This is a genomic window from Glutamicibacter sp. NPDC088483, from assembly GCF_044753145.1.
Lineage (GTDB): Bacteria > Actinomycetota > Actinomycetes > Actinomycetales > Micrococcaceae > Glutamicibacter.
In genome coordinates, this window is record NZ_JBIVMP010000004.1 from 134682 (window position 1) to 149011 (window position 14330).

Consider the following 14330-nt stretch of genomic DNA (forward strand, 5'->3'; position numbering starts at 1 on the left):
GCGGTGGGCAAGACCCAAAGGAATCGAGCCATGTCATTGAATCTTGAACTTGACCCGTTGACCCTGCGCAAGGTTTTCGCTCAGCATCCATCAGGGGTAGCCGCCCTCTGTGCAGAACTGGATGGCGTGAAGACCGGAATTGTCGCTTCATCGTTTACCGTGGGAGTTTCCCTCGAACCTGCACTGGTGATGTTCGCCGTGCAGAAGTGCTCGAACACTTGGCCAAAGCTGCGCGAAGCTGGCCGCATTGGCGTCTCAGTGCTGAGCGAACGCAATGATGGTGTCTGCGCTCAGATTGCGTCGAAAAATGGCGACCGGTTCCGCGGAATCGATACCTATTCCTCGGATCAGGGCGCGCTCTTCGTCAACGACTCCACGTTGTGGCTGGAGACTTCGATCTACAACGAGGTCGAAGCGGGGGATCACTGGGTAGTCCTGATGGAAGTCCACGGGCACCGCACCTCCGAGCACTCGCCACAGATCTTCCATGATTCGCGGTTCCATTCGCTGCCGATTCCTGAGCTCGTATAAGCGCTTCGCATCTTCCAAAGCTCCGGCGAGATCAAATCATCGATCTGGCCGGAGCTTTTTGAATTCCGGTTAGGCGGGTTGAGCCGTTCCCCGCAGCCCTCGACACCGGCAATGCCCGTTCTCTCTCGCCACCCTGAAGACGTGGCAAGATGGCTGGCAATCTCATGGCCTGCCATCTTGGGTCAGCTGCCCCAGGCATTTGGCGATAACCTCGTCATCAAAGTATCTGTCGCGAGAAACCTTGAACTCGCCATATCCGCCACCCGCCTGGGCTGTCGAACAGAACCGCGCAGGTAGCTCATGGATCCTCGCTGCACGCTGGACCAGAGTGGCAGCGAATTGCCGGCAACCCTCGGATGGGGTTTCCGAGCCATGCAAAGGCCGCGCATCACAAATGAAACCGGCGCTTTATGGCGTCTTCACTGGCGCGCGTTGCGGACGCGAAGTGGCGAGAGTGCGCCGGCAGCCCAGTCGCTGATCCAGGTTCGCCCGCAGAGTCGTTGCACACATTAAGTTATCCACCGCCCCCGAACGCAGAAACCCTAGCCGATTGTGGACTACTGGAAGATCCGGCCTTGCTGGCGAATTTAATCCACGGTGACTTAGGGTTTTGTAAATTGACCAGTATCCACAAGGTTATCCACAAAACTGTGGACAAGACGTGGGCAAATGTGTACAAAGGGTGAAAAACCCCGGGAACTGGGCGATTAAGGGTGTTGATAACCTTGGGTCGGTTGGCGTGAGCTTCAATGAATTAAGTTTCTGTCCACAGGTGTGCGAATACAAACAACCAAGTCAACAGATATTAATGATACGTAGAGTGGGGTAATCCACAGAGTTCTCCCCAGACTGTGAACAGGGAACTCCACAGGTAGAGGAGTGTTATCCACATATTCTGTGGATAATGAGGTTTACGCCTGTTAATAACAGCCCTAGTGTTGGGTTCGGGAGAGAAATATCCACAGGCGCCTGACATCCAAATGTCCGTATCGACTGACACGATGAAGCGTTGCCATGAGGCAAGGATAATTTTTCCCAGCGGGTCAATAGGGGATGGAAGTGTCTGCAATGAGTGCTGAGCCGGTTTACGAAGGACGAGATTCCGACGCAGGGCGCAAGCCGCCACAGGATATCGAGGCCGAGATGTCGGTCCTCGGTGGCATGATGCTCTCCAAGGACGCCATTGCTGACGTCGTTGAATCCATTCGCGGCACCGACTTCTACCGTCCCTCCCACGAATCGATTTACGAGGCGATTGTCGACCTCTACGGTCGTGGCGAACCAGCCGATGCGGTCACCGTAGCCGACTTGCTGACCAAGCGCGGCGAAATCTCGCGCATTGGTGGCGCCGCCTACCTTCACAATCTCATCCAGCAGGTTCCAACTGCAGCCAACGCCGGGTACTACGCAGAAATTGTGCGCGAACGCGCCGTGCTGCGCCGATTGGTTGACGCTGGAACGCGTATTGTCCAGATGGGCTACTCGCCAGATGGTGAAGTTGACGCAATCGTCAACGAAGCCCAGGCAGAGGTCTACAAGGTGGCCGAGAACCGCAGCAGTGAAGACTACGTGCGCCTTTCGGACATCATCGAAGACACCGTTGATGAAATCGAGAACGCGGCCAACGCGGGCGATGGCATTACCGGTGTGCCCACCGGATTCTATGAATTCGACGAGCTGACCCAGGGCCTGAAGGGCGGCCAGATGATCATCATCGCCGCCCGTCCTGCGGTGGGCAAGTCAACCTTCGCGCTGGACTTCGCCCGTTCTGCTGCCATCAAGCACAATATGGCCACCGTGTTCTTCTCCTTGGAAATGGGCCGCAATGAAATTGCGATGCGCCTGCTCTCGGCCGAAGCATCCATCCAGCTCCAGGATCTGCGCAAGGGCTCGGTGGAAGACGCGCAGTGGACCAAGATCGCCACGACCATGGGCCGGCTGAACGAAGCCCCGTTGTTCATTGATGATTCGCCGAACATGTCCATGATGGAAATCCGTGCCAAGTGCCGTCGCCTCAAGCAGCGCAACGAGCTGCGCATGATCATCCTGGACTACCTGCAGCTGATGAGCTCGGGCAAGCGTGTGGAATCGCGCCAGCAGGAAGTTTCCGAGTTCTCGCGTAACCTCAAGCTGCTCGCCAAGGAACTCGACGTTCCGTTGATTGCGCTGTCGCAGCTGAACCGTGGTTCCGAGCAGCGTACCGACAAGAAGCCAATGGTTTCGGACCTGCGCGAATCGGGCTCGATTGAGCAGGACGCCGACATGGTGATTTTGCTGCACCGTGATGACGTCTACGACAAGGAAAACCGTCCGGGCGAAGCTGACGTGATTATCGCGAAGCACCGTGCCGGTCCGACCAAGACCATCACCGTGGCCTTCCAAGGCCACTACTCGCGCTTCAACAACATGTCCACCGAGGGTTAGTCCCAGTCAGAACTCATATGGCACCTACTAAGCCAGCGAATTGCTGGCTATAGTGGGTGCCATGTTCGCTTCGATGCAGGCTTTGCTGTGGGGCACTGTGGCCGGCTCGGCCCTGCTGCTGGGATCTGGCGCGGCCTGGTGGCTGAAGATCCCCAAGGTCTGGGTCAGCGCCATCATGGCCTTCGGTGCCGGGGTCCTGGTCAGCGCACTGGCCTTCGAGCTGGTGCTCGAAGCCTATGAAACCGGCGGCCTCGTTGCGACGCTGGGCGGCGTGATCGTGGGCGCTGCCTTGTATTTCGGCGCGAACCGGCTGCTGGCGTGGAGAACCTCAAAGCGGCAGGCGCAGCGCGCAGGAGAGCAGGAGTCATCGGGAACCGCGCTCGCGGTCGGTGCACTCATCGACGGCATTCCCGAGTCCGTGGCCCTTGGACTTTCCGTGGTCGCCACTGCGAGCATTAATCCGGCGATGCTCATCGCCATATTCATCTCCAATGTCCCCGAGGGGCTGGCGAGTACCGCACAGATGAAAGAGTCCGGGCGCAAGGGGTCCTCGATCGTTTTGCTCTGGGGATCGATAGCCATTTCCTGCGGCATCGCTGCCTTCCTCGGAGCGCTGCTGCTGGAATCCATGCCCGGTGAAGTGCTGGCCTTCGCCACCGCGGTCGCTGCCGGAGGCATCTTGACGATGATCGCCGACACCATGATCCCGGAAGCCTACACGGTGGAGCACGACTACACCGGGTTGCTGGTGACCTCGGGCTTCCTGGCGGCCTTCAGCCTGCACGTGATCGGCGGCTAGGGGAAACCTGAGATCATGGATGCATGCCCCTGAACCGCAGCAGCCAATCAGCCGAGCGCGCCGAGTCCACGATCTATGCTCCGCAGTATCTTGCCACCACCCTTGGCATGTTCGTGCTCGTCTTCCTGGTCGCTTTCGAATCCATGGCCGTGACCACGGTAATGCCACTGGTCAGCGAGCTGCTGGAGGGCGAACGCTACTTCGCCCTGGCCTTTGCCGCGCCAATCGCCAGCGGGATGCTGGGGATGGTTGCCGCCGGAGAAGTCACCGACCGGTGGGGGCCCAAGCACCCGCTGTCCATCGCCGTGGCCGTTTTCTGCATTGGGCTGCTGATCTGCGGTTCAGCCGAGAACATGCAGGTCCTGATTGCCGGGCGCATCTTGCAGGGAATTGGCGGTGGCGCGATCACCGTCGCCATCTACGTGCTCATTGCCCGCGCGTATCCTGCGCATCTGCATTCCAAGATCTTCGCCCTGTTCGCTACCGCCTGGGTGGTCCCGGCGATGATCGGCCCCTGGCTGGCCGGCTTGATGGCCGTGCACCTCGGTTGGCGCTGGGTGTTCTCCGGCGTGGCGGTGCTGGTGGTTCTCGCCTTCTGCGGGATCGTGCCGGCGTTGAAGTCGCTGAGCTCCCAGCGCAATCCGGACCTGGGGCCGATTTCCAAGAAGCGGCTGATGCTGGCCGGCCTGACTGGACTGGCTGTCATCTGCATGAACTTGCTCGGCAATGCGCAGGGCAGCTGGTCCCTTCTGGGACTGGTCTTGGCATTGGCGGTAGCCCTTGCAGCAATTCGCCCGTTGCTGCCCAAGGGCACGTTCAGCTTGGCCAAGGGGCTGCCGTCCACCATCATGACCCGCATCTTCGTGGCCGGGGCCTTCTTCGGCGTGGAAGTCTATCTGCCGTACCTGCTGCGCGAGGATTACCAGCTGGGTCCCGACCGGGCGGGCCTGATCCTGACGGCCTCGGCATTGTGCTGGTCGGTGGGTTCATGGCTGCAAGGAAAGCTGGGGGATAAGGTGGAATCCTCCACCTGCATCACCGTGGGTGCGATCGCCGGCAGCGTAGCGATTTCAACCGCATTGGCCACCGCGATCTTCCATCCGCCGGTCCTCGTGCTGGTCTGCGGATGGGCCGTGGGCGGCTTCGGCATGGGGATGATCTTCCCGCGGCAAAACGTGAACATGCTGGCCCTGTCTGCCAAGGATGAACAGGGATTCAACTCATCGGCAATGACCGTGGCCGACTCCCTGGGCAACGCCGGAACCACCGCCGTCGGTGGCGTCATCTTCGCGATGGCCGCCACCGGGATGGAGTTCATCTCGGTCTTCAGCTTCAGCCTCTTGCTGATTCTGGTCCTGATCGCGATCTCGCCGCGCACCAAACCTGTTGCGCAGCCAGCAGCCTGACTACGCTGGGATCATGGACACAGAGCTTCCCAAGACGAGCAACCCCGCCGCCAGGGCTTTCGAGCAGGCCGGCATCACCAGTCTCGAGCAGGCGGGGCAGGCCGGCACCGCGGCGCTGCTCGCGCTGCACGGCGTCGGCCCGAAAGCCATCCGCATTCTCCGCGACGAGCTGGCCGCACGCGGCCTCAAGATGAACCCCTGAGGTCTCCGGTTTAGCCGCGCGGCAGGACGCCCAGGTGGTCCTTGTCCGGTTCCACGATATGCTGCGCATACTCGGTGTGCTTGGCAACGTAGGCCTTCACGTACGGGCAGACCGGAACGATCCTGGCACCGCTGGCGATGGTGTTCTCCAGCGCGAATTTCACCATGACGCTGGCTAGGCCCTGTCCGCCGTATTCCTCATCCACGGTGGTGTGGAAGAAGATCCGCTCGACGCCTTGGGCCCCATCAAAATCGCGGTAGTGCGCCGCTCCGATGATCTTGCCGTCATCGTCGAGGGCGAAGCGCTGGCGCTCGGACAGGAATACTGGTTTGATGTCGCTCATTGGGAGTTCCTTACTGGTTAGGCGGGGTTCACGCGCGGGCGCAGGCGAACGGTGGGAAGTGCTGGAGCCGGCAAGGCTGCCGGAGTATTAGGCGGGAAAGGCCCGAAGCGATCCTCGGAGGCATCCCCGGGCTCGGCCCCGATCTCGGCTTGCCATTGCGCGCGGAACGCGAGGACTTCCTCATGGGTGCGGCCTACGAAGTTCCACCACATCAGGATGTCTTCCTTCAGCGGCTCTCCGCCGATGAGCAGCGCCAGAACCGGTTGGTCCCCGGACTTCAGGCGCAGGGTCGTGCATCCCGCACGCACGAACCCGAGATCGCGTGGAGCGAGTTCATGGCCGTTGACTTCAAGATTGCCGGAGTCCAGGAGGATCCCGTGCTCATGGTGCCCGGGGACAACCACTTCGATCTCGGTGTTCGGTTCAAGGCGCAGTTCGGCGCCACCGAGCTCGGTGTGCGTCTTCACCGGGGAGGTGGACGACTTGCCCGACACCCCGTAGGTGCCAAGGAAGACCGACAGCGACCAGCCGGGAGCGGTGAGCGCTTCCGGGCGGTAGTTCTCAAAAGTATGTTCCATATCCCGTGCATGATCCGGCAGCGCGGTCCATAGCTGGGCGCCGTGAAGGATGGTGGTGTCTTCGGTGAGGATCTCCGAATGGCTGATTCCGTGCCCGGCGGTCATCAGATTGACCTCGCCGGGTCGCACGGTCGCCTTGAACCCGGCCGAATCCATATGGTTGATCTCTCCGGTGAAGAGCCAAGAGACAGTCTGCAGTCCGGTGTGCGGGTGACGAGGCACGTTCATCCCGCCGGTGACTGCGACATCGTCAGGACCGTAATGGTCCAGGAAGCACCAAGCGCCGATCAGGCTGCGCTGCTTTTGCGGCAGTGTCCGGAAGACCGTCATTGCCCGCGGACCGCCCAAGGGCACTTCGCGTGGTTCCAGGATTTCAACCTCTGCCTGGGAACGCACTGCACTGCAGCCGATCTCCTCAGGCCGGTGCTCAAGATTGCTCATATGCCAAGGCTATTCACTGTGGCCCGCTTTGACTACTTGCGCCACCGATTCGAACGCAACTGGAATTGGCGCTGCGACCCGGGGCAGCTTTCGGCCCGGGCACGGTATTCTCGACCGCGGTACGATCAATGCAGTGGTATTAGGCATCTTTCAAGGAGCTTGCGACAACGTGGACAGTGCTATTCTTCGCGACGAAGATCTCCTCAAGCTGGAAAAGCAGGTGTGCTTCGGCCTGGCCGTAGCCTCGCGCTCGGTGATCTCGGCATACAAGCCCGTGCTGGATCCGCTGGGGCTGACGCATCCCCAGTACCTGGTGATGCTGGCCCTTTGGGACTTGGGGCCGATCAGCGCCCGTGCCCTTAGCGGGCATCTGCACCTGGATCCGGGAACGCTTTCACCGTTGGTCAAGCGCCTCGAAACTGCCGGTTTGGTGGCAAAGACGAAGAACCCGGACGATGAGCGGGCCGTCATCATTCAGCCCACGGAGAAGGGCGCCGCGCTGCGTGCTGAAGCGGTGGAGGTGCCTCGCGAAATGATGGCCCGGCTTGCCCTGACCGACAAGGATGTGCTGGAGCTGCGCGGCATCCTGGACCGCATTATTGCTGCAGGTTCGAACGCTCCGAAAAGCTAGAACCCCATTTAGTTGGTGCACCAACTAATGACGTATGATTGAAGTGCCAGTACTCGCAAACCCAATGACCGAAGAGGACGACGATCATGGATGAATCACCCCTGCCGATCATTTCCGATACCACCGGACTAAGCGTCGGCTACCGCATATTCTGGCGTCTGAAGTACTTGGGATTGTCCATCTTCGGTCCGGCCGAGCGCCGTGTCCTCGCCAGCCCTCGCGAACGCATCAAATGGGACCGCGCAATGAAGGTCATGCGCGCCCATGAAGCTGCCGGAACCTCGCCGGATGAGCAAACGGTGTACACCGCGAGCCGCATGGAGCCTCGCCGTCCGCAGGGATAGCGGCGCCCGCAGGTGAACCTGATGGCGGGCCGCGATAATATTGACCTTATGGAATCGATGACTGAACTCGTAGTCGCCCGGCAATTTTCCGCACCGAAGAACGCCGTTTGGGCTGCCTTCGTCGAGCCGGAAATCATCGCCCAGTGGTGGGGTCCCGATGGCTGGCTTGTCGAGGAAGATTCCGTCGTATTCGAAGCCAAGGTCGGCGGCCGGCATGAACTGAACATGGTGCAGGCTGATAACCCGGATGCCAAGGTGCCGCTCAAGGCGGTCCTGACGTCTTTTGACGAATACGAATGCCTGGTCAGTGCCGACGGCCCGCACGAAATGACCTTGGACCTCGTGATTGAAACCCGTATCGAATTCAAGGAGTTCGCCGGGCAGACGATGCTGACGCTGACCCAAACCCCATTGCCTTATGAGGTTATCGAATCCAGCACCAAGGCATGGAATTCCGCTTTTGCGAAGCTCGAAGCGCTGCTGGCGGAATTCTTCTAGGCCTTTAGTACGGCAGGGGAAGAACCAGCAAAGCAGCTGCGAACGCTTGCCAGTTTCGCGCTCTTGCCGGCGGAGGCAAAGCCTGGCATGTGGCTGAAAGGCGTTTCCTTGCCGCCGCTGGCGCAGTTCTGGCAGGTTCATGCCCCATGATGACCCGATGGCGCGCAGCGTGTGCGCACGCAACCGGAGCATCGACTTGCACGCCGATTCCTTCCTCCGGTTGCCTGCGGCCTAGCCTCGCCCGATGTAGGGCATTCCGCCAGCCGTGATGGTGAATTGGTTGATGGAGGTACCGAGCGGAACCCCGGCGATGTACGCAACGGCCTCAGCGGCTTGGGCCAGCGGGAATGTCGGCTCGACGAGCCGCTGGCCGCCCGGTTGCAAGGCACCCTGGGTGGCACCGAAATCATCGAGCAGGTCACTGGCGGTGTTGCCGATATCGAGCTGCGTGGCCCTGATCCGGTGCTCCCGTCCATCAAGTTCAAGGCATTTGGTCAAGCCGGCGATGCCGTGCTTGGTGACGGTATAGGCAACGGAGTTCACGCGCGGAACCTGCGCTGAAATCGATCCATTGTTGATGATGCGTCCGCCGTCGTTGGCCTTGAAATGGGCAAAGGCCGTGCGGGCCGCGTTGATGGCCCCGGTGAGGTTGATCCGGCAAACCTCATCCCACTGGGCCGGACTCAGCTCATCGATGGCTGCCGAGGGACCGAAAATCCCGGCATTATTGAACAGCGCATTGACCGTGCCGAAACGTTGCGCCGCTTCGGCAAACAGGTGTTCCACAGCCTGCGGATCACTAACATCCGTGGGAACCACCAAGGCGGAATCGTGGCCTTGCGCCGTCTCATGCAGGTTAGCCGCGGTGCGCCCGGCGAGCACCACATTCCATCCCTGCGCCAGCAGCAGGCGTGCGGTGGCGCGGCCAATGCCTGATCCTGCGCCGGTGATGGCAATCGTGCGCGGGGCATGCGGGACTCCAGATGCGTGGGACATCAATTCTCCTTGCGGAAAGCTCAACAGTGATGGGACGAGGCGCGTGGTCTCATCCTAGGAATTTGCGCCGCCAAACCCCAGTTTTCGCCTGCATGTTGCGAAGCGCCCCCGAGCGCATTTCCCGGATCAGCCTGGCAAGCAACTAACCTTGAAGTGCTCGGTCCCCGCAACCCCGGCCGTACATCCCCTAAGGAGGCTTGTGTTCCTCGACGTGCTCTATGGCGTGCTGCCGCTATTCTTCGTCATGCTCATCGGCTACGGCGCCAGCCATGCACCCAAATTCCCGGCCAGCGTGGAACCGGCACTGAATGTGTTCGTCTTCTATGTCGCCTTGCCTGCGTTGCTCTACAAGGTGGTTGCACGGGCGGATATCAGCGAAGGCGTGCCGCTTGCATTCCTGTGGATCAGTATCGTCTCCGCGCTGCTTTTCGCCCTGCTCAGCTGGCTGGCTTTCCGCTATCTGCTGCGCGCAAACCGGGCGCGGGCGCTCGCCGGCATGCTGACCACCAGCTTCGGCAACGTGTCGTACTTGGGAATCCCGATTATCCTCGGCGTCATGGGCGCCGAAGCCGGGTTCGCCGCGGGCATGGGGCAACTGGTCCACAACATCATCTTCATGGTCGGATTCCCCATCCTCGCCCAAATTCTCTTGCCCAACGGCAAGGGAGGCCAGCACCCGGCAAGCGCCGCGCGCATCGCCCGGACCATCCGCAATGCCCTGGTTTACAGCCCGGTCACCTGGGCCATGGTCCTTGGCGGCACGGTAGCAATCCTCGATGTGCCCGTACCACGGCCTGTGGACGACACCGTTGACCTGATATCCGCCGCGGCCGCCCCGGGTGCGCTCTTCGTCATCGGCATGTCGCTGAAGCGGACCATTGACCGTTCGCGTGCCAGGAAGCATGCACCGGTTGCTCCGGATGGCTCTGCGGCTGGCGGCAGCTGGGCGAGAACCTCCATCGCGGCCATGGTGCTGGGCAAACTCGTGGCGATGCCATCGCTGACGGTGGCAATGCTGCTTGTTTTCGCCCCGGATCTGGATCGCATCTGGTTCAATGCCGCGGTGCTCATGGCGGCCATGCCGGTCAGCGCAACCGCCTACATCATGGCCCAGAGCGACACCGGGGATGGCGAGCCGACCGCGGTGGCCATCGTGATCACCTGCGTCCTGTCGGTCATTGCCTTGCCGGTGCTGGCTCAATTGGTACTGAAGTAGTCCCCGCGCTTTCCTTGACCTTTGCCCCGGTGCGGGGACAGTCTTGTAGCAGCACAGGCTAATCGGCCCGGAGTATCCAGCCCGAGAGATGAGATGCAGGGATTTGATGAAGAAGTTTTCGCTGGCCGCCATCGCCCGAACCCAGCTGAGGGAAGCCGCGGATGCAACCAATGGCCGAGCTGCCAGCACGGTTTTCGGCGGACATGAGCACACCCTGCGCCAAACCGTCATTGGGCTCACGGCCGGCACTGAGCTGCAAGAACATGTGAATCCCGGCGAAGCGACACTGCTGGTCCTCCAGGGCAGGGTCACCGTTTCATCCCTGGGCAACCAGTGGGAGGGGCGCAGCCAGGATCTCATTGTGCTTCCCGAGGGGAGGCTGAAAATCAGCGCCACGCAGGATTCCAGCGTGCTGCTCACCGTAGCCAAGATCGATCGCTAGGGGACAGCAAAATGCGGGCCAGTTCACATCCATGAACCGGCCCGCATCTGCAGGGGAGAAGGACTGATTAGACGCTGACCGCGTCCTTCTCCCGGTCTCCAGTGCCGCTTTCGCCGGCCGCGGCTTCGGCGTCTGCCAAGTCCCCGGCTTCAGCGTCGATGGCGTCGGCGGATGCCGCGGCTTCGCTCGCCTTGGCTTCAAGCGCCCGGCCTTGCAGCGCGGCGAGCTCCTCGGCGGAAACCGGGTGGCTGGAGGTCTGCACCGGCTTGAGCTGGTCGATGACCATGGTCACGGCCAGGCTGGCCAAGGCCCAAATAGCCAGGACCACCAGGTGGGAGCCGAGTCCGACACCGTCGAAGTAGACGATCGCGCGGATGGCTTCAACGGCAGCCGGCATCGGCAGGATGTCGTGCAGGATGGTGAAGATGCGCGGTTCCATGTAGATGGACAGCCCGCCATTGGAGGCTGGGACGCCCAGGAACATCACGATCAGCATGGTCGGGACCAGGCAGACCATGCCCAGCAGGCGGTTGAATACCGTGGTGAGCATGGCCACCGCGAAAATCGCGAGCATGCCGACGCTGAACAGCTGCCCGAAGTGGCCCTCCACTGCCCCGGTGAACGGGCCGGCGATCAGGCAGAGCACGGCGGACATGAAGGCCGAGTACACGGCCACCAGCGGGACCAGTTTCTGCAGCGGGGCCATGTGCGGTGCCGCGGTGGCGCCGACCATGATGACCATGAAGCCTGCCATCACCCAGCCCATGCCCAGGTACATGGCCACGGTGCCCATATTGTCGTGTTCCGGAAGCGGGGCCAGCTCCTGGTGGTCCACTTCCATCTGCTGCCCTTGGCCGATCTGCGTGAACACCTGGACCAGCAGCTGCGATGCGGCGTTGCCGGAAGCCTGGGCGGTATAGACGGCAGCTTCCGGGCTCTGCTCCGAAGGCAGCACGAAGGCCCCTGTCAGCTCCTGGGACTCGACCAGGTACCGGGCGTCAGCGGCATTGTCCATGGCGGTTAACTCGAACATGCCCTCCATGGATTCGTTCAGCGAATCCACGGTCTGCTGGGCCTGCTCCACGGAGGAGCCCACGACGGCTACCGGCATGTCGCGTGGCACCGGGGTCTGCATGGCGCCGAGCATCGAGCTGAGCATGATGGCGATCATGCCGAAAGGCAGCGCGGCCAAGGTGATGTAGCGCCACGCCTTGTTCTTGGGGCGCGGGCCGCCATGCAGGGAAGCGACATTGATCTGGGTGGGGATATCGCTCTTGCCCTTGGCGATGCGCAGGGCATCGAGCAGGGCGACCAGCAGCAGCGCGGCGACGGCACCGCCGGCGAGAATCAGGATATGCCGGGCCGCTCCGTCGCCGTTGAAGTACAGCACCGAGCGCATGGCTTCGCCCAGGGCAGGCATCGGCAGGAACTGGTGCAGGAACGGGAAGATCTTCGGCAGGGTGTAGACCGACATGCCCATATTGGAGGCCGGCTGGCCCAGCACCATGAACAGGAACATTCCGGGGATGACGGCCATGGCGCCGAATATGCGGGTCAGCAGCAGCTGCCCGGCGCCCACGGCGAAGACGCCCAAGGCCAGGGTCGACCACGCGGGCAGGATGCTCGCGGCAGGAATGACGCCCAGGATCGGGCCGCCGACGAGGATGCCCAGCCCGGAGAGCAGGAGCGACCATCCGCCCAGCAGCGGCAGCGCGCGGCGGCGCTTGAGCAGTTCCGGGGAGTTCGAGAAGGCCATCGACCAGGGCATGTAGCCGGCAGTGATCATCGCGGTGGCCAGCAGCATGGCGCCCATGCCCATGGAGTCGTTCTCCGGAAGCGGCACCAGATCCTGGGAAGCCAGTTCCAGCGACTGCTCCATGATGACCGGCGTGAGCACGGCCGTGATGGCCGAGGTGGCTGACATGCCGGCGCCGCTGGCGGTGTACAGCGTGGCCGTATCGCCATCGAGGTCCACCGCAGCGGTGACTTCGCGGTCGTAGACCAGCTCGCGGGCTTCGCGGGCCGAGTCCACGATGCGCAGGTCCACGGCCTCAGCATTGCTGTCCTCCAGCGCCCGGGCAAAGTCACCGGCCGCTGCGCTGCTGGTGGCCGAAATGGCCACCGGCATGTTCGTGGCCGACTGGTGGTGCATGGCCCCCAGGTAGCCCCAGATCATCATGCCCACGATCATCAATGGCATGATGAAGACTGCGACAGTCCTGCCGATCGTTTCGGCCTTGGCGCGTTTGGCGGCCGCTTCCTGCTCGGAAAGAGGCTGCTTCTCGCGCTTGGCCCTGCGGGAGGGCGGCGGGTTTTCAGTGACTGCGGCGTCGTTGCTCAACTGCGCATGCTCCTTGGATTCTCGGTCTGCAGCGGGGTGCGAGGCAACCCGCCAAGGTCTTTAGTTGAATACTAACAACTAATTTACGCCACATGGCGTAAAATTGTCTGCAACTGTGCCGAGGTTCACTTCCTTGGGCGCCGGGACGAGATGATGCGAGGAAAGGCGGGAACGGTGAGCCGACACGGCGATAAGGCGCGGGAGGTCTTGCTCGATGCGGCAGAAGAGCTCTTCGCGAGCCACGGCATAGATGCCGTATCGAATCGGAAAATTACCGAGCATGCCGGTACTGCCAACCATTCGGCGATCAAATACCATTTCGGGAGCCGCGAGGACCTGTTGCAGGCCATGCTCCAGCGGGCGCTGGGCGACATGCGCAGCTGCCGCAACCGCCTGCCATCCCTTGCTGGCGGACCGGAGGCGAGCCTGCGCGAGGTGGTCACCGTGCGGACCCTTCCCTGGATCTATTCCTTTGACGCGCTGCCGCGGCCCTCCTGGCGGGCGCAATTCCTCTACCAGGCACGGCTGCATCCAGGCCTGCCGGCGATTGTGGGCGACAGCCTGCGCGACGAGGTGCTGAGCGTGGCGGGCCCAGGACGTGCTCGCAAGGAATTCGAGGGCATTCCGGAGGTCGTGGTCAGGTCGCGTGCGCTGATTCTCGGTCCGATGTTCCTGGGGCTGTGCGCGCAGTACGAGCGCACGGTCAATGAAGGCAAGCAGCGGGGCAACTGGGAGTCGCTGGGCTACTTCCTGGTCGATTCCATGGTCGGCATGCTGGCGGCGCCAAGCACCGCTGCGGCCGACTTCATGGGATTCGGCGAGGACTAGCCGGGCTGGCGCGAGGCGCTGCAGCCGGAATTAAAAAACGCAGAGGCCAGGTCCCGACGCCTCAGGGGTTGGCCTCTGCGTGGTCTTCAGGGGACGCCTAGCGTCCCGGGTGCTGGCCGAACAGGCGGCTCCACAGCGAGGGGGCCTCACGGGTGATCCGCGGCTGGCGGGCAATATCCGGATCCAGGTTCTCGATGGGCTGGAACAGTCCGGTGCGCAAGGCGTCGGTGGTGGCAATGAGGCGCTGGTCCTCCGGTGTGCAGTTGATCTTGCTTGGGTTGATAGCGGTCATTGCGACCCTCCTTCGCGA

16 protein-coding genes are annotated in these 14330 nt (G+C 62.0%); 11 read left to right on the forward strand and 5 right to left on the reverse strand.

Translation table 11 applies throughout. The annotated features are described in order from the left end of the window. Window positions 1–30: 30 nt before the first annotated feature. The 5 genes from ACIP6G_RS09765 to ACIP6G_RS09785 all read left to right on the forward strand — a co-directional run bounded on the left by ACIP6G_RS09765 (window position 31) and on the right by ACIP6G_RS09785 (window position 5362). Window positions 31–531, forward strand: coding sequence for a flavin reductase family protein (locus ACIP6G_RS09765; protein ID WP_400289745.1), 501 nt, complete (start codon window positions 31–33; stop codon window positions 529–531). Window positions 532–1599: 1068 nt separating this feature from the next. Further along, a complete protein-coding gene (gene dnaB / locus ACIP6G_RS09770) occupies window positions 1600–2955 on the forward strand; it encodes a replicative DNA helicase (RefSeq protein ID WP_105656572.1) in 1356 nt (451 codons plus the stop codon). Window positions 2956–3016: 61 nt separating this feature from the next. Next, window positions 3017–3754, forward strand: coding sequence for a ZIP family metal transporter (locus tag ACIP6G_RS09775; protein ID WP_400289746.1), 738 nt, complete (start codon window positions 3017–3019; stop codon window positions 3752–3754). Between the two features lie 23 nt (window positions 3755–3777). Beyond that, window positions 3778–5160, forward strand: coding sequence for an MFS transporter (locus tag ACIP6G_RS09780; RefSeq protein WP_400289748.1), 1383 nt, complete (start codon window positions 3778–3780; stop codon window positions 5158–5160). Between the two features lie 13 nt (window positions 5161–5173). Continuing rightward, window positions 5174–5362: a hypothetical protein gene (locus ACIP6G_RS09785; protein WP_105656632.1), complete on the forward strand. Its 189-nt coding sequence runs from the start codon at window positions 5174–5176 to the stop codon at window positions 5360–5362. 10 nt (window positions 5363–5372) lie between these two features. Here ACIP6G_RS09785 and ACIP6G_RS09790 read toward each other — a convergent pair whose 3' ends face one another. Together ACIP6G_RS09790 and ACIP6G_RS09795 are read right to left on the reverse strand one after the other, a co-directional pair. Next, window positions 5373–5705, reverse strand: a complete 333-nt coding sequence (locus ACIP6G_RS09790) for a GNAT family N-acetyltransferase (protein ID WP_400289750.1) — start codon at window positions 5703–5705, stop codon at window positions 5373–5375. Between the two features lie 17 nt (window positions 5706–5722). Then, window positions 5723–6724: a pirin family protein gene (locus ACIP6G_RS09795; RefSeq protein WP_105656569.1), complete on the reverse strand. Its 1002-nt coding sequence runs from the start codon at window positions 6722–6724 to the stop codon at window positions 5723–5725. A gap of 169 nt (window positions 6725–6893) precedes the next feature. Here ACIP6G_RS09795 and ACIP6G_RS09800 point away from each other — a divergent pair, with 169 nt between their 5' ends. The 3 genes from ACIP6G_RS09800 to ACIP6G_RS09810 all read left to right on the forward strand — a co-directional run bounded on the left by ACIP6G_RS09800 (window position 6894) and on the right by ACIP6G_RS09810 (window position 8197). Next, window positions 6894–7355, forward strand: a complete 462-nt coding sequence (locus ACIP6G_RS09800; protein ID WP_105656568.1) for a MarR family winged helix-turn-helix transcriptional regulator — start codon at window positions 6894–6896, stop codon at window positions 7353–7355. An 86-nt stretch (window positions 7356–7441) separates the two neighbouring features. Further along, window positions 7442–7699 carry a hypothetical protein gene (locus tag ACIP6G_RS09805; protein ID WP_332594590.1) on the forward strand — a complete coding sequence of 86 codons (258 nt, stop codon included), beginning with the start codon at window positions 7442–7444 and terminating at the stop codon, window positions 7697–7699. A 57-nt stretch (window positions 7700–7756) separates the two neighbouring features. Continuing rightward, window positions 7757–8197 carry an SRPBCC domain-containing protein gene (locus tag ACIP6G_RS09810; protein ID WP_166650752.1) on the forward strand — a complete coding sequence of 147 codons (441 nt, stop codon included), beginning with the start codon at window positions 7757–7759 and terminating at the stop codon, window positions 8195–8197. Window positions 8198–8428: 231 nt separating this feature from the next. On the opposite strand, the gene ACIP6G_RS09815 is transcribed toward ACIP6G_RS09810, so the two are convergent. Beyond that, the gene (locus ACIP6G_RS09815) at window positions 8429–9193 is read right to left on the reverse strand and encodes an SDR family oxidoreductase (protein WP_332731079.1); all 765 of its coding nucleotides are present in this window, start codon (window positions 9191–9193) and stop codon (window positions 8429–8431) included. 199 nt (window positions 9194–9392) lie between these two features. Between ACIP6G_RS09815 and ACIP6G_RS09820 the strand changes: the two genes are divergently transcribed. Next, complete coding sequence (locus tag ACIP6G_RS09820) at window positions 9393–10409, forward strand: AEC family transporter (RefSeq protein WP_400289753.1); 1017 nt, start codon at window positions 9393–9395, stop codon at window positions 10407–10409. A 106-nt stretch (window positions 10410–10515) separates the two neighbouring features. Beyond that, a complete protein-coding gene (locus ACIP6G_RS09825; RefSeq protein WP_400289755.1) occupies window positions 10516–10851 on the forward strand; it encodes a LuxR family transcriptional regulator in 336 nt (111 codons plus the stop codon). 67 nt (window positions 10852–10918) lie between these two features. Here ACIP6G_RS09825 and ACIP6G_RS09830 read toward each other — a convergent pair whose 3' ends face one another. Further along, window positions 10919–13192: an ABC transporter permease gene (locus tag ACIP6G_RS09830; protein ID WP_400289757.1), complete on the reverse strand. Its 2274-nt coding sequence runs from the start codon at window positions 13190–13192 to the stop codon at window positions 10919–10921. A 174-nt stretch (window positions 13193–13366) separates the two neighbouring features. Between ACIP6G_RS09830 and ACIP6G_RS09835 the strand changes: the two genes are divergently transcribed. Beyond that, complete coding sequence (locus ACIP6G_RS09835; RefSeq protein ID WP_166650753.1) at window positions 13367–14020, forward strand: TetR/AcrR family transcriptional regulator; 654 nt, start codon at window positions 13367–13369, stop codon at window positions 14018–14020. A 97-nt stretch (window positions 14021–14117) separates the two neighbouring features. Here the strand turns inward: ACIP6G_RS09835 and ACIP6G_RS09840 are convergent, their stop codons facing one another. Beyond that, complete coding sequence (locus ACIP6G_RS09840; RefSeq protein WP_133833838.1) at window positions 14118–14312, reverse strand: hypothetical protein; 195 nt, start codon at window positions 14310–14312, stop codon at window positions 14118–14120. Window positions 14313–14330 lie beyond the last annotated feature (18 nt).

Bases quoted from the DNA above. Each gene is read 5' to 3' on its own strand.
- ACIP6G_RS09765 (WP_400289745.1), top strand. From the start codon at position 31: ATGTCATTGAATCTTGAACTTGACCCGTTGACCCTGCGCAAGGTTTTC.
- dnaB (WP_105656572.1), top strand. From the start codon at position 1,600: ATGAGTGCTGAGCCGGTTTACGAAGGACGAGATTCCGACGCAGGGCGC.
- ACIP6G_RS09775 (WP_400289746.1), top strand. From the start codon at position 3,017: ATGTTCGCTTCGATGCAGGCTTTGCTGTGGGGCACTGTGGCCGGCTCG.
- ACIP6G_RS09780 (WP_400289748.1), top strand. From the start codon at position 3,778: ATGCCCCTGAACCGCAGCAGCCAATCAGCCGAGCGCGCCGAGTCCACG.
- ACIP6G_RS09785 (WP_105656632.1), top strand. From the start codon at position 5,174: ATGGACACAGAGCTTCCCAAGACGAGCAACCCCGCCGCCAGGGCTTTC.
- ACIP6G_RS09790 (WP_400289750.1), bottom strand. From the start codon at position 5,705: ATGAGCGACATCAAACCAGTATTCCTGTCCGAGCGCCAGCGCTTCGCC.
- ACIP6G_RS09795 (WP_105656569.1), bottom strand. From the start codon at position 6,724: ATGAGCAATCTTGAGCACCGGCCTGAGGAGATCGGCTGCAGTGCAGTG.
- ACIP6G_RS09805 (WP_332594590.1), top strand. From the start codon at position 7,442: ATGGATGAATCACCCCTGCCGATCATTTCCGATACCACCGGACTAAGC.
- ACIP6G_RS09810 (WP_166650752.1), top strand. From the start codon at position 7,757: ATGACTGAACTCGTAGTCGCCCGGCAATTTTCCGCACCGAAGAACGCC.
- ACIP6G_RS09815 (WP_332731079.1), bottom strand. From the start codon at position 9,193: ATGTCCCACGCATCTGGAGTCCCGCATGCCCCGCGCACGATTGCCATC.
- ACIP6G_RS09825 (WP_400289755.1), top strand. From the start codon at position 10,516: ATGAAGAAGTTTTCGCTGGCCGCCATCGCCCGAACCCAGCTGAGGGAA.
- ACIP6G_RS09840 (WP_133833838.1), bottom strand. From the start codon at position 14,312: ATGACCGCTATCAACCCAAGCAAGATCAACTGCACACCGGAGGACCAG.